The organism is Shewanella sp. HN-41 (assembly GCF_000217915.1).
GTDB lineage: Bacteria > Pseudomonadota > Gammaproteobacteria > Enterobacterales > Shewanellaceae > Shewanella.
Genome location: NZ_AFOZ01000041.1, coordinates 39,961 through 60,591 on the forward strand (window position 1 = coordinate 39,961; position 20,631 = coordinate 60,591).

At 49.9% G+C, this 20,631-nt stretch carries 21 protein-coding genes; 8 read left to right on the forward strand and 13 right to left on the reverse strand.

The window, feature by feature from the left end; all coding sequences use genetic code 11:
- Nucleotides 1-98: 98 nt before the first annotated feature.
- The 5 genes from SOHN41_RS15715 to SOHN41_RS15735 form a co-directional block, all read right to left on the reverse strand.
- Nucleotides 99-986 (reverse strand): radical SAM protein, encoded by an 888-nt coding sequence (locus SOHN41_RS15715; protein WP_007650876.1) that lies wholly within the window; start codon nucleotides 984-986, stop codon nucleotides 99-101.
- A gap of 29 nt (nucleotides 987-1,015) precedes the next feature.
- Nucleotides 1,016-1,342, reverse strand: coding sequence for a putative quinol monooxygenase (locus SOHN41_RS15720; protein ID WP_007650878.1), 327 nt, complete (start codon nucleotides 1,340-1,342; stop codon nucleotides 1,016-1,018).
- 44 nt (nucleotides 1,343-1,386) lie between these two features.
- On the reverse strand, nucleotides 1,387-1,842 hold the full coding sequence (locus SOHN41_RS15725; RefSeq protein ID WP_007650880.1) for a GNAT family N-acetyltransferase: 456 nt from the start codon (nucleotides 1,840-1,842) through the stop codon (nucleotides 1,387-1,389).
- A gap of 149 nt (nucleotides 1,843-1,991) precedes the next feature.
- Nucleotides 1,992-3,620, reverse strand: coding sequence for a DHA2 family efflux MFS transporter permease subunit (locus SOHN41_RS15730; protein WP_007650882.1), 1,629 nt, complete (start codon nucleotides 3,618-3,620; stop codon nucleotides 1,992-1,994).
- Nucleotide 3,621: 1 nt separating this feature from the next.
- Complete coding sequence (locus tag SOHN41_RS15735; RefSeq protein WP_007650884.1) at nucleotides 3,622-4,680, reverse strand: HlyD family secretion protein; 1,059 nt, start codon at nucleotides 4,678-4,680, stop codon at nucleotides 3,622-3,624.
- A gap of 97 nt (nucleotides 4,681-4,777) precedes the next feature.
- On the opposite strand from SOHN41_RS15735, the gene SOHN41_RS15740 reads away from it, so the two are divergent.
- Both SOHN41_RS15740 and mscL read left to right on the forward strand, forming a co-directional pair.
- A complete protein-coding gene (locus SOHN41_RS15740) occupies nucleotides 4,778-5,719 on the forward strand; it encodes a LysR family transcriptional regulator (protein ID WP_083820797.1) in 942 nt (313 codons plus the stop codon).
- A gap of 203 nt (nucleotides 5,720-5,922) precedes the next feature.
- On the forward strand, nucleotides 5,923-6,333 hold the full coding sequence (gene mscL, locus SOHN41_RS15745; RefSeq protein ID WP_007650889.1) for a large-conductance mechanosensitive channel protein MscL: 411 nt from the start codon (nucleotides 5,923-5,925) through the stop codon (nucleotides 6,331-6,333).
- A 103-nt stretch (nucleotides 6,334-6,436) separates the two neighbouring features.
- On the opposite strand, the gene SOHN41_RS15750 is transcribed toward mscL, so the two are convergent.
- From SOHN41_RS15750 to SOHN41_RS15775, 6 genes are all read right to left on the reverse strand, one after another.
- Nucleotides 6,437-9,652 carry an efflux RND transporter permease subunit gene (locus tag SOHN41_RS15750; protein ID WP_007650891.1) on the reverse strand — a complete coding sequence of 1,072 codons (3,216 nt, stop codon included), beginning with the start codon at nucleotides 9,650-9,652 and terminating at the stop codon, nucleotides 6,437-6,439.
- 27 nt (nucleotides 9,653-9,679) lie between these two features.
- Nucleotides 9,680-10,951 carry an efflux RND transporter periplasmic adaptor subunit gene (locus tag SOHN41_RS15755; RefSeq protein WP_007650893.1) on the reverse strand — a complete coding sequence of 424 codons (1,272 nt, stop codon included), beginning with the start codon at nucleotides 10,949-10,951 and terminating at the stop codon, nucleotides 9,680-9,682.
- A gap of 10 nt (nucleotides 10,952-10,961) precedes the next feature.
- On the reverse strand, nucleotides 10,962-12,383 hold the full coding sequence (locus tag SOHN41_RS15760; RefSeq protein WP_007650896.1) for a TolC family protein: 1,422 nt from the start codon (nucleotides 12,381-12,383) through the stop codon (nucleotides 10,962-10,964).
- Nucleotides 12,384-12,623: 240 nt separating this feature from the next.
- Nucleotides 12,624-13,091, reverse strand: coding sequence for a hypothetical protein (locus SOHN41_RS15765; protein WP_037459378.1), 468 nt, complete (start codon nucleotides 13,089-13,091; stop codon nucleotides 12,624-12,626).
- A gap of 143 nt (nucleotides 13,092-13,234) precedes the next feature.
- Nucleotides 13,235-13,441 carry a DUF3012 domain-containing protein gene (locus SOHN41_RS15770; protein ID WP_007650901.1) on the reverse strand — a complete coding sequence of 69 codons (207 nt, stop codon included), beginning with the start codon at nucleotides 13,439-13,441 and terminating at the stop codon, nucleotides 13,235-13,237.
- A 37-nt stretch (nucleotides 13,442-13,478) separates the two neighbouring features.
- On the reverse strand, nucleotides 13,479-13,844 hold the full coding sequence (locus SOHN41_RS15775; protein ID WP_007650902.1) for an STAS/SEC14 domain-containing protein: 366 nt from the start codon (nucleotides 13,842-13,844) through the stop codon (nucleotides 13,479-13,481).
- A gap of 140 nt (nucleotides 13,845-13,984) precedes the next feature.
- Here SOHN41_RS15775 and arfB point away from each other — a divergent pair, with 140 nt between their 5' ends.
- The 4 genes from arfB (at nucleotide 13,985) to SOHN41_RS15795 (ending at nucleotide 16,281) form a co-directional block, all read left to right on the forward strand.
- Nucleotides 13,985-14,416: an alternative ribosome rescue aminoacyl-tRNA hydrolase ArfB gene (gene arfB / locus SOHN41_RS15780; protein WP_007650904.1), complete on the forward strand. Its 432-nt coding sequence runs from the start codon at nucleotides 13,985-13,987 to the stop codon at nucleotides 14,414-14,416.
- A 188-nt stretch (nucleotides 14,417-14,604) separates the two neighbouring features.
- Nucleotides 14,605-15,045, forward strand: coding sequence for a type II 3-dehydroquinate dehydratase (gene aroQ / locus SOHN41_RS15785; RefSeq protein WP_007650907.1), 441 nt, complete (start codon nucleotides 14,605-14,607; stop codon nucleotides 15,043-15,045).
- A gap of 39 nt (nucleotides 15,046-15,084) precedes the next feature.
- On the forward strand, nucleotides 15,085-15,558 hold the full coding sequence (gene accB / locus SOHN41_RS15790) for an acetyl-CoA carboxylase biotin carboxyl carrier protein (RefSeq protein WP_037459379.1): 474 nt from the start codon (nucleotides 15,085-15,087) through the stop codon (nucleotides 15,556-15,558).
- A gap of 45 nt (nucleotides 15,559-15,603) precedes the next feature.
- Complete coding sequence (locus SOHN41_RS15795; RefSeq protein WP_007650911.1) at nucleotides 15,604-16,281, forward strand: SDR family NAD(P)-dependent oxidoreductase; 678 nt, start codon at nucleotides 15,604-15,606, stop codon at nucleotides 16,279-16,281.
- 97 nt (nucleotides 16,282-16,378) lie between these two features.
- Here the strand turns inward: SOHN41_RS15795 and SOHN41_RS15800 are convergent, their stop codons facing one another.
- Nucleotides 16,379-17,023, reverse strand: coding sequence for a hypothetical protein (locus SOHN41_RS15800; protein ID WP_007650915.1), 645 nt, complete (start codon nucleotides 17,021-17,023; stop codon nucleotides 16,379-16,381).
- A 159-nt stretch (nucleotides 17,024-17,182) separates the two neighbouring features.
- Here SOHN41_RS15800 and ubiD point away from each other — a divergent pair, with 159 nt between their 5' ends.
- Both ubiD and fre read left to right on the forward strand, forming a co-directional pair.
- Nucleotides 17,183-18,664 carry a 4-hydroxy-3-polyprenylbenzoate decarboxylase gene (ubiD, locus tag SOHN41_RS15805; protein WP_007650916.1) on the forward strand — a complete coding sequence of 494 codons (1,482 nt, stop codon included), beginning with the start codon at nucleotides 17,183-17,185 and terminating at the stop codon, nucleotides 18,662-18,664.
- A gap of 112 nt (nucleotides 18,665-18,776) precedes the next feature.
- A complete protein-coding gene (gene fre / locus SOHN41_RS15810; protein WP_007650918.1) occupies nucleotides 18,777-19,475 on the forward strand; it encodes an NAD(P)H-flavin reductase in 699 nt (232 codons plus the stop codon).
- Between the two features lie 138 nt (nucleotides 19,476-19,613).
- On the opposite strand, the gene SOHN41_RS15815 is transcribed toward fre, so the two are convergent.
- The gene (locus SOHN41_RS15815; RefSeq protein ID WP_037459380.1) at nucleotides 19,614-20,144 is read right to left on the reverse strand and encodes a hypothetical protein; all 531 of its coding nucleotides are present in this window, start codon (nucleotides 20,142-20,144) and stop codon (nucleotides 19,614-19,616) included.
- Between the last annotated feature and the right edge of the window lie 487 nt (nucleotides 20,145-20,631).

A 20,631-nucleotide genomic window follows, 5' to 3' on the forward strand; every position in this document is an offset into this window, starting at 1 on the left:
AAGATAGTCCCCCTATGATGCGCCCTAAAGCAGTATTTACTTAGCTAAATCGACTTAAATTGACCTAGCCATATACGACTAAAGTCCATGCTATACGGCTAAAGCCCGCGCTGCCATTCTTGTCTTAGGGGAATGCTGCGCGGCGCATTGATGGCGAGTGCAATCTGTGCCAGTAATTTCGCCTTGTCCTTTCCTAATACGCCCTTGAGCACTAAGTAATTGGAGGCATGGTCGGATCTAAATATCGTCTGCTCTAATTCCAAATGATCCAATAAAGTATGCATTTCTTGGAATAAACCCAGCTGATCCGGTAACTGAAACTGACCATCAAACACGGCATCCATCCGCTCTGTGCCTAAGGGTAAAGTCACCACTAAGGTGGAGAGATAATCCGGCTGGGCGGCATTCATCAATTTGGCCGAGTTGATGGCATGTTGCTGCGATAGCGCCACGCCACCTAAGCCATTGAGGATCATCACAGAAGACTTCATCCCCGCTGCGCGAATTTTTTGTAATGCCGCCAGCGATGATTCGAAGGTTTCGCCCTTTTGAATTTTGGTGAGCACTTCGTCATCACCACTTTCACAGCCAACATAGAGTAAAGACAACCCGAGTTCACGCAGACGTGCGAGCTGTTCTGGAGTTTTATTATTCAGATTGCGCGGCAAACAATAACTGCTGATGCGCGTCACCTGCGGCAAATGAGTATGGATTAACTCACAAATCGCTTCGAGGCGGGCAAAGGGTAAGCTCATCGCATCGCCATCGGCCAAAAATACCCGCGAGACTGGGGCGCCAGACTGCGCAACGGCCAGAATATCCTGCTCAACCTTGTCGAGTTTTTGTGCCCGAAAGGCTTTTTGCGGCTGGGTATACATGTCGCAAAAGCTACATTGGTTCCAACTGCAGCCATTAGTCACTTGCAGTATCAATGACTTCCATTCGGATGGTGGTCTAAATACTGGCTCAATATAGTTAATCAGCACTGCAAGCTCCTAATGATTTTATCTTTTGGTTAAACAATCACTTGGTGATAGGTTTCCACATGGAACGACTCAACCAACTCCGGCATCACTTGGTGGAAATAATGTTGAATCGCGTCTTTAGCGCAGTGCTCATCGAAGGCGGCGATATCGACAAACTTCTCTACAAACGTCACCCGGCGTGGTTCATCACGGCTGACATTTAGCTCATAACGGATGCAGCCCGCTTCACGACGCGTGTCAGGGATAAGGCTCGCGAGCGCAGCGATCAACGCTTCGGTTTTGCCCTCTTTAGCCAGAAAACTCGCCACACAGGCAATTTGTTGTTGATTGATTTTATAGTCCGTAACTGTAGTCATTTAATTTCCTTAATATGGTGTGAATTCAAACACTAACTACCTGTTCATTCAGGTTGGTAGCGCATATCTAAATGGGGAATACCATCTTCTAAATACATCTCAGAGCAAGCTTTAAACCCAAGCTTTTGATAGAAGGCTTTAAGGTAATCTTGGGCGCCAATTTGGATCCCCGCAGTGGGCCACGTCGTTAAGGCCGACTCAATAGCGCGCTGCATTAACGGTGTGGCAATACCCTGGCCTCGTCCCGCAGGAGCCACTACCACCCGGCCAATACTCGCCTCTGGATAACTCAATCCCGGCGGTAAAACTCGGGCATAGGCGAGGAGTTCTCCCTCGGCGGATAGGGCGATCAAATGTTGGGTCTCTGGGTGCCTATCCTTATCGTCGAGCTCAGGATAAGCACAGGCCTGCTCGACAACAAACACATCGACTCTTAGCTTCAATATGTCGTATAGGGTATTAGCATTTAATTGATTAAATGTAAGATTTTGCCACTGCAAACGATTATCCCTCTGCAAATCATCGAAAAGAGTCTTGAGTCTACCACAGCATAAAGACCATAAAAAAGCGCCTTAATCCGCGAGGACTAAGGCGCAAAACAATAGCTTTTGGGAAATCTAGAGCGACAACAGGGTAACGAAAAACGTTGTTATTCGACCATGGTATCGTGGGACACAGTCCCCGTCGGTTTACGGATCAGCAGCACGGCAACGACAGCGATTAATAACAGCGCACCCATAATGTAGAACACATCGTTATAGGCTTGAATATAGGCTTGCTGGCCCATAGTTTTGCCCAGCAGGGCTTTGGCCTGCATGGCCGCTGTATAGGGATCTGAACCTCCCGCCTGCAACATACTTGCGCTCTGGGTTAAATAATCCTGCGCTTGGGTGCTCACTGCGGGTAAAGATTCCTTAATATGGGCCAAATGTCCCCGTGCCAGCGTGTCTGATAGTGTTGCCACCAGCGCAATACCAAAGGCACCGCCTAAGTTACGCATTACGTTCAGCACCGTCGATGCCGGGGCGTTTTCATGGGGTTTTAAATGCGCTGTCGCCAACATACCAATCGGCACTAAGATAAATGGCTGACCTAGGGCACGCACCACTTGGGAGGCTATCATCTGCTGCCCCGCATAATCAGCCGTCATCTGGCTGTTCATATAGTAGCTAATGGCGAACATTAAGAAGCCAAAGGCGGCGAGGTAGCGACCATCGAAACGCTCCATTAATTTTGGCACTAAGGGCAAGACTAATAACTGCGGAAATCCCATCCACATAATCACGCCACCAATTTCTAAGGGGGTGTAATCATGGACTTGCGATAGATAAAGTGGGATCAAATAGATAGCACCAAAGAGTGCCATCCCCAGTAAAAAGTACGCCACGGTTGAGAGCACAAAATCCCGCTTACCGAGCAAGCGCAGATTCACTAGCGGCTCTTTACGCCTTAGTTGGATCCAGACAAACAACACTAAATTGACTGCGGCAATGATGGCCAGATTACGAATGAGTTCCGAGCCAAACCAGTCCTTGCGGTTACCTTCTTCGAGCACCACTTCAAGGCAACCCATGCCTAGCGCCATAGTAATAATGCCCGCCAGATCCATATTTTTCAATTTGTCCCAAACAACGGGGCGCTTCTCAAGGCCATAGGCCAACATAAACATTACCAACAGCCCCGGCGGCACGTTGATATAAAACAGATAATGCCAGCTAAATTGCTCAGTCAACCAACCGCCTAAGGTCGGGCCGATTGAAGGTGCAAAGGTCGCCGTCACGCCAAATAACGCCATGCCGACGGCACGTTTGTTATCGGGTAAAAACTCAAGAATAAGCCTAAAGGCCAGCGGGATCAGCGCGCCACCAAAGAAGCCCTGTAGCGCCCGAAAGGCGATCATGGCCTCTAAGTTCCACGCCATAGAGCAAAGTACAGAAGCAAAGATAAAGGCAGCCGTGGTCCAGAGCAGATAACGCCTGACCGACAATCCCGTACTGAGCCAGCCAGAGAGCGGGATCGCGATCATCTCAGCCACCAGATACGCGGTTGAAATCCAGCTGCCTTCTTCGAGCGTTGCCCCAAGGCTACCTTGAATCTCCTTCATCGATGCGTTGGTGATTTGAATATCGAGGATCGCCATAAAGGCGCCGATCAAGCCACCAAATACCGCAATCCATGAGCGGCGACTGCCACGCTCATAATCGCTAGGCTTTTTAGGGACACCGATACCCTGCGCCTCCATATCGGCAGACGCAGTGATTGAGCCAGTTGCGCTCATACTAACGACCCATATTTGCAGCGATTGTCGATGTTAAAGGACCCGACGCCGTATCCACCTTCACTACTGCACTTAAGCCCGGTACGACTCGCGCTTCTTCTTGGGATAAATCTAAGCGAATACGCACGGGAATACGTTGGACGATTTTAGTGAAGTTACCCGTGGCATTTTCCGCTGGCAGTAGACTAAATTTGGCTCCGGACGCCGGTGACAGACTATCGATAACACCATTAAAGGTTTTGTCGGGAAACGCATCGAGACTGACCTGCACCGATTGTCCAGATTGCATATGTTGGATCTGGGTCTCTTTAAAGTTCGCCGTGATCCACACAGCCCCATCCGGAACCAAACTGTAAAGCGCTTGGCCAGGTTGCACATATTGCCCCACCATAGCGCCGCGTTTACCTATCACCCCAGAAAAAGGTGCGGTCACACGGGTATCATTGAGTTGAATTTTCGCCAATTCTAAGGTCGCATCGGCCTGCTCTACCACAGAATCCGCCTGATCTAATTGGGCATTAAAAACCGCTAACTCACGCTCCTTCGCGACTAATAACGCTTGGGCTTCATCCAGACGCGCCGCAGCCGAGTCGGATCCCGCCTGCAGTTGGTCCACATCGTCCTGGGAACTGTAATTACTGACCTTCAGTTTTTTAGCGCGGCTTAATTGTTGCTCGGCACGAATGTTATCGGCCTGCGCCGCCACTACACCAGCACTCGCCTGAGCGATCAATGCACGCTGCAGTTCCACCTTAGCGGCCAAAGTCTGCAGATCCGCCTTCGCGCTCGCAAGTGATGCTTCGGCTTGGCTCACTTTGGCGCTAAATTGATTATCTTCGAGCTGAGCCAATAACTCGCCCTTTTGCACATGCTGGTTATCGGTCACATCGCTTAACACCACATAACCGGGCACTTTAACGCTGATATGGGAAATATCGGCCTCAACATAAGCGTTATCCGTGGTTTCGATAAAACGTACCTGTGTCCACCAGTAATAACCGCCAGCCGCAACGGCGGCGAGTAATAATGGTGCGGCGATAATCAGTTTACTTTTGGACATGAATGACTCCTTGATTAGTGATATCTAGTGTACTACTGTCTCACTAAGTTTATTAGTCAGTAAAAAATCAACCCACTGTTTCACAGGTGTAACAATGATGGATCTCAATCGCGTGCAAATTTTCGCTCAAGTGGTCGAGCAAGGCAGCTTTACTGGTGCCGCCAAGGCCCTTGGGCTCACTAAGGCGACCGTTAGTCGAAAGATTGCCGAGTTAGAAGCCGATACTGGGGCTCAACTGCTGTTTCGCACCACCAGAGCACTAAAACTCACCGAGGCAGGGTCCAGCTATTACAACCGGATTAATAAGATCTTAAGCGATCTGCAGAGTGCCGAAAATCAACTCAGTGCCCACCAGCAATTGATTAAAGGCAATCTAAAAATCGTTTGCCCGATTGAACTAGGCCAATTGTTTCTAGGGCCAATTTTGGCTGAATTTTTAACACGTTACCCAGAAATAACCTTAGACGCAGAGCTGACCAACCGTAAGGTCGACGTGATAGAGGAAGGCGTCGACATACTATTTCAAATAGCCGATTCGGGTGACACGCGCCTACAAAGCTATGCCCTCGTTAACGCCCATAAATCCCTAATGGCAAGCCCAGCTTATTTAGCCGAGTACGGCACCCCAAAAGTACCGCAGGATTTAGCCAAACATAAAGCCATCCGTTTACAATCGGCGCATATCGAAGGGGCGTGGCGGTTATTCGATGGCAAGACATGGATTGTCGCCGAGCCTGTAGCTCAATTAACGGTAAACAATGTCACCCTCGCCAGAGAAGCGGCAATAGCAGGGCTAGGCATTACCGCAGTGCCATCCATCATTGCCCAAAAAGCTCTCGAAAAAGGGTATTTAATCCCACTGCTTGACGATTACCCTATGATCCAAACTAAGGTGGTACTCAGCTATCCACAGCGGGCCTATTTGCCGCGAAAATACCGCGTCTTTATCGAGTTTATCTATGCTGCACTATTTAAACGTTGGGGAGCGCAGGTATTGGAAGTCCCCGAATTTATCGGCAAAGGCAGCCAAGGTGAGTAAAAAAACGTCACTCTGCCGTAACAATTGTCACTATGCCAGCCTTTAATTACATACGAAGGAATAAATCCTTAATGTCATAATTGCCTTAATCTATAAGCCTCTATAAGCTTGGCAAGGTAACAGGCAGCAAAAGACCTTAGGTTTTCCTGATACAGTTAGCATAATAAAATTTAACATTTAATCTTAATTTTGGAGGAAACCTAATGAGCTTACTTAAAGAGTTCAAGGCTTTTGCATCCCGTGGCAATGTGATCGATATGGCAGTGGGTATTATCATTGGTGCCGCGTTTGGTAAAATTGTGTCGTCCTTTGTGGCCGATATCATTATGCCACCCATAGGCATTATTTTAGGTGGCGTGAATTTTAGCGATCTGAGCGTTGTGCTGCTTGCCGCCCAAGGCGATGCGCCTGCGGTTGTGATTGCCTATGGTAAGTTTATTCAAACCATTATCGATTTTACCATTATCGCCTTCGCCATTTTCATGGGCTTAAAAGCGATCAACAGCCTAAAACGTAAACAGGAAGAAGCGCCTAAGGCACCGGCGGCACCGACAAAAGATCAAGAATTACTGTCAGAAATCCGCGATCTGCTAAAAAGCCAGCAAGAAAAGTAATCTCACTTTATTCCATAAAAAACCCATCGAGTCGATGGGTTTTGTTTTTTATCAAAGCGAGAACTCAGTTATTCGGCGACTCCACCAAAATTCATCATTAAGCTTATTCAAACAGCGCCGGTTGCCTATCGTTTCGATATAACCAGCGATATAAGGTCGGTAACACTAGCAAGGTCAGCGCCGTCGAGCTAAACAGCCCACCGATAATCACCACTGCCAGCGGCTTTTGGATCTCACTGCCAACCCCCGATGAAATTAGGATCGGGATCAAGCCTAAGGCCGAGGTCAATGCCGTCATCAACACAGGGCGTAAACGCCCAACCGCGCCCTCATAAACACAATCATAGAGTGCTTCGCCACTTTGCCTGCGCTGATTAGTCGAATCCACCAGCACCACGCCGTTGAGTACCGCCACCCCAAAGAGGGTGATAAAACCGATGGAGCTAGGCACGGACAAATAAGTGCCGCTGACATACAGGGCCACTATGCCGCCAATTAAGGCTAAGGGCACATTCGCCATGATCAGCAAGACTTGCTTGAATGAACCAAAGGAGAAGTACAACAGCAAGGCAATCAAGGCGATAGAAATCGGCACTACTAGCATCAGCTTTTGCTGCGCCCGCTGCTGGTTCTCATACTGGCCACCCACTATTACAGTATATCCCGCGGGTAAATCGGCCTGTGGCACTAGGTCGTAGATATCCTTCACCACAGATCCCATATCGCGGCCTGCCACGTTAGCCTGCACCACCACTCGGCGCTGCACATCGTCACGGCGAATATTCGGCGGCGCCATTTCCACTTCGACGCTGGCGACCTCCCCTAAGCGCACAGTGGCGCCATTGGTGCCGCTGAGTAGCAAGTCCTTAATCGCATCAGGGCTTTGTCTAAACTCGGTGGCGAGGCGCACATTAATGTCGTATCTGGCGTTGCCATCGATCACTTGGCCAGCGCTGGCGCCACCAATACCTTGGCTGACGAGGCTCATCACCTCATCGACACTAATGCCGTAGCGCGCCAATAGCTCACGCTTTGGCCGCACAACTAATTGCGCCTCGCCGCTCACTTGCTCAAGCGACACATCCACGGCGCCGGGGATTTTCGCAACGAGATCGGTAAGTGCTTGGCCTTTCTGTGACAATACCGCTAAATCGGGGCCGAAGATTTTGATCGCCAGTTGGGCTTTTACCCCCGAGAGCAATTCATCGACCCGAGTCGCAATCGGCTGCGAGAAGGTCAGCAAGAGTCCGGGGAACACACTGAGTTTTTCCTCCATCAGGCGCTGCAGCTCTAAGCGCGAGCTTGCCGATTGCCATTCAGATATTGGCTTAAGTCCAATATAAACCTCGATATTACTCACAGGCTCAGGATCGCCACCAAGCTCAGGCGCACCAATGCGGCTCAGGGCATATTCCACCTCGGGAAATTCCAGCAAGATGGCCTCAAGCTTGGGCGCGACCACCAAAGACGTTCCCAAACTCGCCGTTGGTGCCAGCGTGACCCTGAGGTTAATCGTGCCTTCCTCAAGCTCGGGCACAAATTCGGTGCCCAGCCTTGGCAGCAACAATAGGCTTAAAGCAAACATAAATAAGGCGCTGAGCATCACCACCTTAGGCCTAGCAAGGGTTGCCGTCAGTAGCTTGCGATAAGCGGCATCCAGCGGCGCTAAGACCACGCTTTGTTTGAGCACCACACCGCGCTTAAACAGATACACAGCAAGGGCTGGCACGGCAATCAAGGCCACCAGCAGCGCCGACATCATCGCCAAAATGATACTGACCGCCATAGGTTGGAACAGCTTGCCTTCCACGCCTTCGAGGGCAAACAGCGGTGCAAATACCACTATGATAATCGCCGTCGCAAAGAAGATTGGGCTGCACACCTCTTTGGCCGCGAGCATGATGCGGATAGCCATATTCGATTCAACGCCGTTTTTACCACCGTCCTCATCACTGTGGAAGGGATCGATCTCGCCATCGGCTCTATCCCTCGCCTCGGGTAAATGGCGACGATCGGGCTGAGTTAAGTGTTTGAAAATATTCTCCACCATCACCACAGATCCATCGACTAACATGCCAATCGCCACGGCTAGACCGCCCAGCGACATCAGATTTGCCGACAACCCATAGTAGGACATCACCATGAGTGCGAGCCCAATAGACACTGGGATAGACAGGAGCACCAACAAGGTCGCGTGGATATTGACGAGGAACAATGCCAGGATAGCCACGATAAATACAAAGGCCATCAGCAGCGCATCCCGCACTGTGGTCACGGCTTTTTCAACCAAATCCGCTTGGTCGTAAAACACCTCAAAGGACACACCCTCGGGCAAGGCCTGCTCAATAAGGTTTACCCGCGCGCCGATATCGTCGATCGTGGCCTTAGTGTTAGCGCCCATGCGTTTAAGCACGACGCCAGCGACCACTTCGCCGAGGTTTTGCACTTTGCCCGCCTCATCGCGGCGGGTCATAGTGACAGCTCCAACACGGATTTCGCTGCCAAAATCGACGGTAGCAATGTCGCTAACCCTGACGGGGGTGCCTTTATCCTCAGTAAGCGGGATCTGCGCGATCGCCGCTAAGCCAGCGTCCCCCGAGGGCAACATACCATAGCCACGCACCACAAGTTGCTCTTGGCCTTGGTCCATAAACCAACCGCCAGCGTTGCGGTTATTGCTCTCTAATGCCTCGGTAACTTGCGCCATCGACAAGCCATAGGCGCGCAATTTATTCGGGTCGACCTGTACCTGGTATTGGCGCACGTCTCCGCCAAAGGACAGCACGTCTGTCACCCCACCTACGGGCATCAAGATAAGCTTCACAAGATAATCATTCAAACTGCGCAGCTCGGCGGCATCGATACCTGAGCTAGGCTCGGCGCGCAGAATATACTGATAAATCTGCCCTAATCCCGAGGTATTAGGGCCTATTTCTGGCACACCGACGCCGCTTGGGATCATCTCCCGCGCCGCCTGTAACTGCTCAAACACTTGCTGGCGGGCGAAGTAAATATCTGTCCCTTCGGCAAACACCACAGTCACAATCGACAAACCCGTTCGTGATAAGGAGCGCACCTCGGTCACCGCTGGCAGGGCGTACATGGCCGACTCCACCGGATAACTGATAAGCTTTTCTACCTCTTCGGCGGCTAAACCTTCGGCCGCAGTATTGATGGTCACTTGCACGTTGGTGACATCGGGAAAGGCATCGAGATTCAATTTAGGCAGCATGGCCACGCAGCCCACAATCACGGCGAGTAGAGCCAATACCACTAATAGCCGATTTTTAATCGCGGCTTCGATTATTTTTTGCAACATAGCAAATCTCCAAAACGAGGGCTCGTATTAGTGGGCATGAATATCAAAGCCCGCTTTCGCCTGCTCGGATGCCAAGAAAAATGCGCCAGAAACCACGACCTTAAGCTGCGCCTGCTTAGCCTTTTCAAGCTCAGGCCCACGCACTAAACTCAGGCCGCGTTGACGCTGCACCACTTCAACTTCGATGGCTTCGAAGCCATCCTCATCTTGAATAAAGATCTGCCAATCGCCGTCACCACCACGGGTCAGCGCCGCATCGGGCAGCACTATGCCACCGCCAGTCTTATCGACAGAGTTGACACTAGCGTTGGCGAAGTACAGTTCAACGAATTGCCCCGCATGCAGTACGTGCCCGGGATTGGGCAGACTCACCAGCACTTGTTCGGTGCGGGTCACGCTATCGAGTTCATGGGAACGACCGATTATCTTACCCGCCAAGGTTTTATCCCCCACTTGCACTAAGGCCGGACCACCGACAGTGATATGCGCGGTTTGGGTTGGTGTTAACTGTGCTTCGACCCATAAATAAGACTCATCGGTCAGCTGCATTAAGGGGGTCCCCGCGGTGAGCACTTGTCCGAGCATGGCGATATCCTGCTGTACTCGGCCATCTATCGGCGCAAGGAGTTGATAACTGCCTATGGTTTCTGGCGTCGATTCCAGTGCGCGAATTTGCGCGCCCGTCATCCTAATCGCCTCTAAAATCGCCCGTTTAAGCTCGGCATCTACCTGCGCCTGCATACGGCGGCTGACGCTGACGGCATCTTTACTCATACGTTTCACTCGGCTCCATTCGGCGGCGGCATTGATATAATCCGCCTGTGCCTGCGCAACAGCAGCACCGCCCAAGGTAAGTAAAGGCTCACCTTTTTTAACTTCTTGCCCCGGCACTACATGGCGTGCGAGCACCCGCACATCGAGCTGCGGTGCCAGAGTCGCAGTTCTATCGCGATCCACGACTAAGGTCGCCGTCGCCCTGATATCCAGATTTAAGTTGGCGATATTCAAACTGTCGCCCATGAGTGACTGCAAACTAATCCCCGCTAAAGCTTGCTGTGCCTCGGTGAACCTTAATGCCTGTTCACTATGCTCATCCGCTTGTTCTGCTGGGGCTGTGGCACCGCGTGCGGCTGGGCTCTCAGGAGCATGCTCGCCACTCGCCCATACTGGTTGGGTAAATATCAGCAAAACCAGTATCGATAATGCAAAGGCGAGTCTTGAACGCGTGAGCTGCCCCGCGGTTGGCGCTGCGACTGTCGTAGGCAAAAGGGTATTAACTTGGTGGGTATTTGAATTCATTAGTATTACCTCATTCATTGGCAGTACCTGCGGCGGCATTCGGCGTTATCGAAGGCGCAGAATGATCCTGTTTGTGCATTCCGGGGGATGAAATGATCTGCTCGATAAAGGGCATAAGTTGGCCGCTTTCCCCCATCCAAGTTAACCAAGTCTGATAAATAGCGGTTTCAAGGTTTAAGCCGACTAAATAACTGGCGGCTAACTGACGCCGACTCTGTAAGTACTCGCTGGTACTCACATCACCCGCCTGCCATTGTTGGCTTAGGGATTTAGCGGCCTTAGCACCTGAGGTTTGCACTAATTCACGCCAATCTTGATAACGGGCGAGTAAGCGCGGCAGGGCATGCTCGATTTGTTTCTGCTTGGTGGTTAGCACTCGCTCACGGGCCAGGAACAGTTGTTCTGCGATGGCGGTATCTTTCTCGGCGATCGCCTGTAACTCGCTGTAATTATTGCGAACCTGTAGTGGGACTGACACACCTATGCCCAGTTTATTGTCTGTCCCCTCTTTCTCGGCGGCGATGCTGATGGTGGGATCCGCCGCCGTATCGGCCTTGACCTGCATAGCATTGGCCCTCGCTAACAGCACTTGCTGGTAGGCAATCGTCAGCGCGGGTAATCTTGGCTCAGTCCCCGAGGCCTTGCTGAACTGTGTGAATGTTCCATCAATACTCTCGATAAACTCACTAAACGCAAACTGATCATTGCCAAGTAATTCAACCACTTTACCATCGGCCACTAGTGCTGCCTGTTCGGCCAAGGCATAATCCGCCGAATTACTGGCGAGTTCGAGCTGCATCAGTTGCAGCTCCACATCGGACAAGTCCCCCGCTGCCAATCGCTGCTCGGCAATATTGAGCTGTGCCCTAGTAAACCTCAGCTGCTGTGCGGCAAAGGTTAGCGCCTTGCTTGCCTGTGCCTGTTCTGCGAGTGCTAACAATCGCTCGGCAAACATTTGACCACGCTCTAACCCTATGTCAGCGAACAAAATTTGAGCTTCGAGCTGGGCACGACGGGTCGCCACGCCCCGCTTGTCGCCCCAATCTAAGGTTTGACTCAGGCCTAAACTGTAGGTATCAGTGTCGGCATTTTGATAGTTAAGCCCAAGTTCAGGGTTATAGACGGCGCGATCCGCCGCCTTAATCGCAAGCTCGGCCTGCTGCTGGCGGACTAGCTGAGCCTGCACTTCAGGTAACTGGTTAAATTTATTCACTAACTCCGGCAGCCATTTGCCAAAGGACACGCTGACTAAATCGGCGTCCTTGGAGAGTAAATCCGTTGAGCCAGCCTCGATAACTTTTGTTTCAACCTCGATAATCTTGGCTTCAAGGAGGGGTTCAGCGGCTAAGGCGGCTGAAAGCGGCAAAGCGGAGAGGAGTACACCGCCGCTTAACAGACCGAATATGGTGCGGGCGATAATCGTTTTCTTCATCGCAAATCCTAACAATATCGAATAGGGATCGACCACCGTCCCCCATTGGAGGGATGCAGATTGGCGCCGATCGGATCACCCCCTTAAAAAAATTCACGGCTCAAACCCATAGCATTTCGCATGCTAGTCATAGGGGATAAGTCGCATCTTTTTTGGGGATAAACTTAGAGACTTTAAACTGAATGGCTTACCACGCGGCGCGGTGTAATAGACTGGCCGTGGATAAGCAGGATTGCAGAATTAAGCAATGGGAGGACGATATTTAGGGAGATTATCAGGGGAGAAATAGGTTAAATCGTGAGCCATATAAACGCTTTCAATCATAGGCACAGACTGGCTAACCACTTGGGTTAACAGCGCCACATGGCCGCCATGGCATTGGCAGTCGAGGCACAGGTCAAAATCTTGGATTTCTGTGGTTTTCACTAAGTGCGAGTGAAATCCATTAGTCTGGCTGGCTTGTTGCTCCTCAACGGGAGTCAAGATCTGTGCTAAATACTCGGTAAAGCCGGTACCGCCAAATCCCAGCGTTTGCTCATTTGGGCAAACACAATCGAGGCATTGGGCCAGAGTGGTCACTTGAGCACTAAATTGCAGATGGGGGTGATTCTCAGATTCCTCTACGCTATTACCCGCATGTAACTGATGCGCACCCAGATTAGCGCCCGCAAATTGCAGCACTATGATGGCTATCAGGAACGTCGCCATTCTGATAAAGAAAGGCTTAACGGTAGAAATCAAATATCACCTATATGCAAATAATGGATAACGGAACTTCTGACCCGCATTTTTAGCATAAGTTCACAGCCCGCAAGCAAAAACCGCCAAGCTGTGATCTATGACCACTAACCTTACTTAAATACACAATGCTTAGCGTAATCGGCGGCTTCGTTTGCAGTCCAGTCGCCAGAAGGCTTTTCTTTCATCTGCTTACACCAAGCGTCGCTACCCACTTCGGGGGCGCAAGCACTCAGTCCTGCGGTAAAAGCGAGTACGAGGGCTATTGCACTTACTTTGGTAACAGTGGTTTTAGCAGTAAAAGATTTCAACAATGACATAATTAATTCCTTATAAAAATTAAACCCATCTTGGGTATTAGATGGCCGAACGCTTAGTGATCCACGCAATCGCTTTGGCTTTTTGTTCGAGGGGAAACCATGCCACTTCGCCTTGCATAAAGGGGCCGAGTAAGCGCACCGCATTACCCACCCAATCCGGGCCTCCGACAAATACAAGAGCTTCAAAATTAGGCAATTGAACTTCACCACTGCCTGTGAGTGATTCAAACTCCCAACCTTCGAGTAACACGTCCGCCTCAATATACAGGCAAACTTGGCCCCAATCCTTACGGTAACTCTTAATCGCTGGTTGCAGGCGAGTCCGATAATCGGTTGAGGATAATCGGCCGCTGGCGAAAAGACTGATCACACCCTTAGCAATATCGGGGATTTGGCATAACATAGAGGCACTCCGAATCGAGAACACTAAACTTTTGCTGGCAAGGCCCTAACCTACGCCGTGGCAAAGAATGCGCCCGATGATAACAAATCTATTGAAAAGCCATAAGTCATTATTGATAGCTTCTCAATCTATGCTGAAAAATGCCTAAGTGTGCCATGATAAAAATTTCAAACCGTGTGGAGCTTCAGGAAAATGAAATCGAGTGGCAATTTATCCGCTCGAGTGGCGCGGGCGGCCAACATATCAATAAAGTGTCTACCGCGGCGCAGCTTATTTTCGATATAAGAAGTTCCTCACTCCCCGAGTTTTATCAGGAACGCTTGCTCAACAAGGCCGATCACCGCATCACTAAAAGCGGCAAAATCATCATTAAGTGCCAAGCGAGTCGCAGCCAAGATGCTAACCGTCAGAGCGCGCTGGAACAGTTTATTGAATTAGTCGCCAGTGTGGGTGAAGTGCAGAAAAAACGCATTCCTACCCGCGCCACTAAGGGTAGCCAAACGCGGCGACTCGACGCCAAAAAACAGCGGGGGGCGACTAAAGCCATGCGCCAACAGAAGAGCCATGACTAGCCGAGTTACAGTAAGAGAAACCCTTGGTTAGGGTTTACACAGGCTGACCATAGTGTAGGATTTCAACGGCATAATAGGTTCGTGGCTAATGCAAAATCAATTTGAACAGGTTAAGTTAGTGGCCTATCTACAACACTAAAAAATGCATCCCAGTTTAAATCCCAAAGCATTTGGTAAAGGAAAGCGTAATGAGTCACAAAATTTTGCTCCTCAATGGCCCAAATCTCAACCTGTTAGGCCGACGCGAGCCTAGTGTTTACGGTCATCAAACCTTAGCCGATATAGTGGCCGTGCTCAACGAGCAGGCACAAGCGGCGGGAGTGACACTGACACACCTGCAATCGAATGCCGAATTTGAGCTGATCAACGCGATCCACGCCACCGATGCCCAAATGATCATTATCAATCCGGCGGCTTTTACCCATACCAGCGTTGCCCTACGTGATGCACTGCTTGGGGTCGATATCCCCTTCTTTGAAGTGCATTTATCCAATGTGCACGCCCGTGAGCCCTTTCGCCATCATTCCTATTTATCCGATAAAGCCATTGGAGTGATTTGCGGCTTTGGTGCACAGGGCTATGAATTTGCGCTTGCGGCGGCAATAAGACGTCTTAAGCAAACCGCTTAGATTTTACCACGTTATCGTGTTTTTCGAGGGCTAGGATAGATGGCAATGGATCTTCGTAAAATTAAAAAACTCATTGAATTAGTGAATGAATCAGGTATTGCGGAACTCGCCATTAGCGAAGGAAGTGACACTATCCGCATCACCCGCTATAGCCCTATGCCGCAGGAGCACGTCCCCGCAAGCGTCCATGCTACCCCCTTAAGTACAGCATCCCACCCTAGGGCAGAATTACCACAGACAGTTGAAGGTACAGTGCAAATCTCCCCTATGGTTGGCACCTTTTACGCCGCCGCAGATGTAGAGGACGCCCCCCTCGTCAAGATAGGTCAGAAGGTGAGCCAAGGTGAGGTAATTTGCATTATCGAAGCCATGGGCATGACAAACCCCATAGAAGCTGAACGAGATGGTGTCATTTGTGCCATTTGGGTAAAAGACGGCGATGAAGTCGCATTCAATCAGCCGCTGTTTACCATCAACTCACTGGCTAGCAGCGCAGCCCACAGCTCAACTTAGGCATTGAACACTGGGGATAAACAGAAAAACACTCACGAGGTCAATATGATACTGATTACTGGCGCGAGCAGCGGATTAGGCGCCGCATTAGCCGCACGCTATGCCAAAGAAAACACCCCACTGACACTCACGGGCCGCGATAGCAAACGCCTACAAACAGTAGCAAATGCCTTAACCCCCTTTTCAAACCAAGGTATAGCCGCGATCACTGCGGATCTCGCCAGCGAACAGAGCATTGCAGCTCTCTTCGATGGCTTAACCGAAACCCCAAACACTGTGATCCACTGCGCTGGCAGCGGCTACTTTGGCGCGATTGAGACCCAAGGGGCGAGTGATATCCAAAGCTTGCTCAATAACAATGTCACCTCGACGATCCTGTTAGTGCGCGAGTTAGTGAAACGCTATAAAGAGAGTGCGGTGACTGTGGTGATTGTGATGTCCACCGCCGCACTTGCCGCCAAGGCGGGTGAATCCACCTACTGCGCGGCCAAATGGGCGGTAAGAGGCTTTGTCGAATCGGTGCGTTTAGAACTAAAAAATAGCCCAATGAAGTTAATTGCCGTGTATCCCGGCGGCATGGATACCGGTTTTTGGCCCAGTAGCGGTAAAACGCTAGATACCACAGACTTTATGTCCGCCGATGAGGCGGCAGGCATGCTCAAACAAGCCCTTATCGCCACAGAGCATGGCTATATTGCCGATATCACCATACAAAGGGGCTGAATATAGAGTCTGACAAGCGGCTTATAATTAAAAACCGACCAATAAATTGGAGCCCACTGTGGGGCTCCGATTTTTCAAAAAATGACACTATGTGTTCCTATTTAACGAGCTGTTCTTGGTAGGTTTGGCTGTTCCAGTCGAAGGCATAAAGCGTACCCTGCCACTCATAAAGTGTACGGCCATCCTGCTGCACGACTCTGGCATTGCTCGGCAAACTCGACACACTACGAGCCCGCTGGACCTTAGGTGCAAGTGCCCCCGTCGCATTTGCCCTTTGGCCATTTGCGCTATTAGGCATGCTCGACACCATACGACCTTCATTCGGCGCATACTGCATACTGGTCGTCACCCGCACTGGGGCCGAAACGGCAACGGGTTCTTCTTCATAGGCCATTGGAATCGATAGGCCGATACTAGAGTAAGGTGCATCCCAATAGCCACGGGAACCCCAACCATAGCCAAGATTCCAACCCGAATACCACCGCCCCCACCCTGGATAGTACGGACGATAATAAGGCCGATAGGCACTATGACGATGGGCATTGTTGTAGTGGTTATTGTGTTGATAAGAACTATTATGTTCTGGATACCCACGCTGACTGGCCAAAGTTGTCGTTGGCGCCCCCAAAATAACTATCCCCAGAGTAGAGGATAAAACTAAGCCCTTTAGCTGCCGCTTATAGGCAGCATACGCTTGAGTTTGGACGCATTTTTGTTGAACAAACAGCGGGGAGATATGCATATAAACCTCGAGATACAGGGCGTAAGCGAGATAAACCGCGGCCTACTGCTGCTCATTTTACGCTTCAAAAGCTTGAAGATCACTGAATAGGTTAACCCTAAAACAGAAAAATGCTATAGTGCGCGCCACATGGATTTTCACTGCAGAGGCTATTTCCACATGAGTTTTAAGGATTTACGCAGCTTTATTGATCACTTAGAAGCCAATGGCGAACTCAAACGCATTAGCTACCCAGTTGATCCTCATTTAGAAATGACAGAGATCGCCGATCGCGTCCTGCGCGCTAAAGGCCCTGCACTCTTGTTTGAAAATCCCAAAAATCATTCTATGCCCGTGTTGGCAAATCTCTTCGGCACACCAAAACGTGTGGCCATGGCGCTGGGTAAAGACGATCCTTTAGCCCTGCGTGAAGTGGGTGAACTGCTGGCCTTTTTAAAGGAACCCGAGCCACCACGGGGCTTTAAAGACGCAATAGCTAAGATCCCTATGTTCAAGCAAGCCTTGAATATGCCTCCCAAAACCGTGCGTAATCCCCCTTGCCAACAAATCGTCAAAACCGGCGATGAAGTGGATTTAACCCAATTGCCTATTCAGCATTGCTGGCCGGGCGATGTCGCGCCACTGGTGACCTGGGGCTTAACCATCACCAAAGGCCCGCGCAAGAGTCGTCAGAATTTAGGCATTTATCGCCAACAGTTACTGGGTAAAAACAAGCTGATCATGCGTTGGTTATCCCACCGTGGCGGCGCGTTAGATTTTGCTGATTTTAAACAACAATTCCCCGGTGAACGTTATCCAGTTGTGGTCGCACTCGGTGCCGATCCTGTGACCATTTTAGGTGCCGTCACCCCAGTCCCCGACTCCATGAGCGAATATGCTTTTGCCGGTTTGCTGCGTGGTGAACGTACCGAGGTCTGTAAGGCATTAAGCTGTGACTTAGAAGTGCCCGCCACCAGTGAAATCATCCTCGAAGGCTATATCGATCCTGAGGAACTGGCGGAAGAAGGCCCCTACGGCGATCACACGGGTTACTACAATGAAACCGATAAGTTTCCAGTGTTTACCGTTACTCATATCACGCAGCGTAAAGATGCCATTTACCACAGCACTTACACTGGCCGTCCACCGGATGAGCCCGCCATGCTGGGGGTGGCATTAAACGAAGTGTTTGTGCCGATTTTACGTAAGCAATATCCTGAGATCGTTGATTTTTATCTGCCGCCTGAGGGTTGCTCGTACCGCATGGCAGTGATCTCCATCCGCAAACAATATCCGGGACACGCCAAACGGGTGATGATGGGCGCTTGGTCTTTCCTGCGCCAATTTATGTACACTAAGTTCATTGTTATCGTGGATGAAGATGTGAACTGCCGCGACTGGCAGGATGTGATCTGGGCGATCACCACCCGCATGGACCCAAAACGCGATACCGTGATGATCGAAAACACCCCGATCGACTACCTCGATTTTGCCTCTCCCGTCGCGGGTTTAGGCTCAAAGATGGGACTCGATGCCACCAATAAGTGGGAAGGTGAAACCAACCGCGAATGGGGCACACCCATAGTGATGGACCCAAAGGTTAAACAAAAGATCGACTCAATTTGGGATGAGTTAGGCATAGACGACAGCCCAACCCTATAATTCAGCTTAAGCACATACTCAAGTACCCACTTAAGCCAAGAGAATAGGCCGCGAACGGCCCTAATGTGACACCTTAACGACAATAGATTAAGAAAGGTGTAAAGGAAGTTTGATGAAAACCATACGTTGTAAGATAGAGAAAGTCAGCCCCTTTAACGATGCCGTATATCAAGTATTGTTAAGACCCGAAACCGCCTTCGATTTTCAAGCGGGACAATACTTATGTGTTGTTATGGGTGAAAAAGATAAGCGCCCCTTCTCTATCGCGTCAGCGCCCAATGCCGAGTTTATTGAGCTGCACATTGGCGCGGCCGTCAGCGAAAGCTATCCAATGCAAGTGGTTGAGCGTTTAAAAACCAGCAGCCATATCGATATCGAAGCCCCAGGCGGCGAAGCTCACCTGCGTCACGAGAGCATTCGCCCTCGCCTGTTAATCGCCGGCGGTACTGGTTTTTCCTACATAAAGAGTATCGTCGAGCAGCAAATCGCCCTAGGTCAACAGATTGAAACCACACTCTATTGGGGCTGTCGCACCCAAGATGCGATGTACTATGAAAGCATCGCCCGCCAGTGGCACGACACCTACCCTTGGCTACACTTTGTCCCCGTTGTCGAACAAGCCCCCGCCAATTGGCAGGGTAAAACCGCCAATCTGTTAGCCCAAATCAAACAGGATTTTGTCAGCTTAAACGGCTATGACATCTATATCGCCGGCCGTTTCGATATGGTGGGTGCAGCACGGGAAATCTTCCGCGAGATTGGTGTAGAGGAAGCGCATCTCTACGGAGATGCGTTCGCGTTTATCAAATAACGCGATAATTTGTTAGCTGTGGCTAGCTAACGTCAGCTTAAACAATAAACCCCAGTTTTTACTGGGGTTTTGTTTAACGTTTAATAAGAACCTCTTTATCACAAGGCCAATCATTATCTCCTGTAGGGTAAAATTGACCTATTGAAGCTCAATCGACACCACATTAGTGACACCTTTAGCTAACGTTATCATCCCTGAAGTATAGAATTTTCCAGCGTCGCTCTGAGCCTTCAGATAATAAACGCCACTATTGATAACCATGGTTTCTGGACGGTGCATCGTCAGCGGCTCATCACTTAACCAGCCATTACCGTCAACCGCATAAAAGTAAGTCGTACTCTCCATCGCCGCCCCACTGTCTTGATGGTATGCCAACACCCTGACCATAGTCATGCCCTTAGGATTTTTCTCCTGAGCAATAGAGCGGATCGCACCGCGTTCCTGAGACATCTTAGTATTCTCAGTAATATAGAATGGTTCGGAGCTGTTTGAGTATTGTTGGCTCTGATGCTCATAAGTGGGGATGGAACTACTACCAGATTTGCCGTCTGAAATACCTGTACTCGCGATACCTGCTATATCAGACACAGAATCGGCGATGTTTCTTACATCGGTACTCTTACAAGCTGTGAGACTTAAAACAAGGGCGCATAAAATAGTTTTTTTCATTGCGTTTAATCCATTAAATTAATACCAGTCCATACCGCACATTGTATTAAGCAAGCGAAGCTCATTACAAAGTACTACTTAGGTAACCTATTATTACCATTGGTTTTTTAAGTAGGGTAAATTATCAATGAGAATGTCATTCGTCAATAACCTAACAAACAATTAACCAAGAAAGTCATAATGCTTAAGATGATTTCACCATATATCAAGAATGATTGATGTGCAGGGTTGCAAGTGAATTCTTTAGGAAAACGGCTTGATGCATTATTGATAGACCTAATCTTTCCTAGATGACGTACTTAATAATTGATGTTAAATAAGGTTTTATATCGCTAAAATTTAAGCATTTATCCAAGATGTCTAACTTTGTAGACTCGCTTTTAGGGGCTCTTGCAAGCTTACAGATAAACAGGAACCTTAACTGAATTAAGCACGACTATGGAAGTGACCGTCCGTGACATGGATGTCACGGTCGAGCACACATGGA

Excerpts from the sequence above, each read along its gene's own strand:
- SOHN41_RS15770 (WP_007650901.1), bottom strand. The coding sequence starts at position 13,441 with ATGTCATTGTTGAAATCTTTTACTGCTAAAACCACTGTTACCAAAGTA.
- SOHN41_RS15735 (WP_007650884.1), bottom strand. The coding sequence starts at position 4,680 with ATGTCCAAAAGTAAACTGATTATCGCCGCACCATTATTACTCGCCGCC.
- mscL (WP_007650889.1), top strand. The coding sequence starts at position 5,923 with ATGAGCTTACTTAAAGAGTTCAAGGCTTTTGCATCCCGTGGCAATGTG.
- SOHN41_RS15765 (WP_037459378.1), bottom strand. The coding sequence starts at position 13,091 with ATGGCGACGTTCCTGATAGCCATCATAGTGCTGCAATTTGCGGGCGCT.
- SOHN41_RS15730 (WP_007650882.1), bottom strand. The coding sequence starts at position 3,620 with ATGAGCGCAACTGGCTCAATCACTGCGTCTGCCGATATGGAGGCGCAG.
- SOHN41_RS15720 (WP_007650878.1), bottom strand. The coding sequence starts at position 1,342 with ATGACTACAGTTACGGACTATAAAATCAATCAACAACAAATTGCCTGT.
- SOHN41_RS15815 (WP_037459380.1), bottom strand. The coding sequence starts at position 20,144 with ATGAAAAAAACTATTTTATGCGCCCTTGTTTTAAGTCTCACAGCTTGT.
- SOHN41_RS15750 (WP_007650891.1), bottom strand. The coding sequence starts at position 9,652 with ATGTTGCAAAAAATAATCGAAGCCGCGATTAAAAATCGGCTATTAGTG.
- SOHN41_RS15760 (WP_007650896.1), bottom strand. The coding sequence starts at position 12,383 with ATGAAGAAAACGATTATCGCCCGCACCATATTCGGTCTGTTAAGCGGC.
- ubiD (WP_007650916.1), top strand. The coding sequence starts at position 17,183 with ATGAGTTTTAAGGATTTACGCAGCTTTATTGATCACTTAGAAGCCAAT.
- aroQ (WP_007650907.1), top strand. The coding sequence starts at position 14,605 with ATGAGTCACAAAATTTTGCTCCTCAATGGCCCAAATCTCAACCTGTTA.
- SOHN41_RS15795 (WP_007650911.1), top strand. The coding sequence starts at position 15,604 with ATGATACTGATTACTGGCGCGAGCAGCGGATTAGGCGCCGCATTAGCC.
- SOHN41_RS15800 (WP_007650915.1), bottom strand. The coding sequence starts at position 17,023 with ATGCATATCTCCCCGCTGTTTGTTCAACAAAAATGCGTCCAAACTCAA.
- arfB (WP_007650904.1), top strand. The coding sequence starts at position 13,985 with ATGCCTAAGTGTGCCATGATAAAAATTTCAAACCGTGTGGAGCTTCAG.
- accB (WP_037459379.1), top strand. The coding sequence starts at position 15,085 with ATGGCAATGGATCTTCGTAAAATTAAAAAACTCATTGAATTAGTGAAT.
- SOHN41_RS15740 (WP_083820797.1), top strand. The coding sequence starts at position 4,778 with ATGGATCTCAATCGCGTGCAAATTTTCGCTCAAGTGGTCGAGCAAGGC.
- SOHN41_RS15755 (WP_007650893.1), bottom strand. The coding sequence starts at position 10,951 with ATGAATTCAAATACCCACCAAGTTAATACCCTTTTGCCTACGACAGTC.
- SOHN41_RS15775 (WP_007650902.1), bottom strand. The coding sequence starts at position 13,844 with ATGTTATGCCAAATCCCCGATATTGCTAAGGGTGTGATCAGTCTTTTC.
- fre (WP_007650918.1), top strand. The coding sequence starts at position 18,777 with ATGAAAACCATACGTTGTAAGATAGAGAAAGTCAGCCCCTTTAACGAT.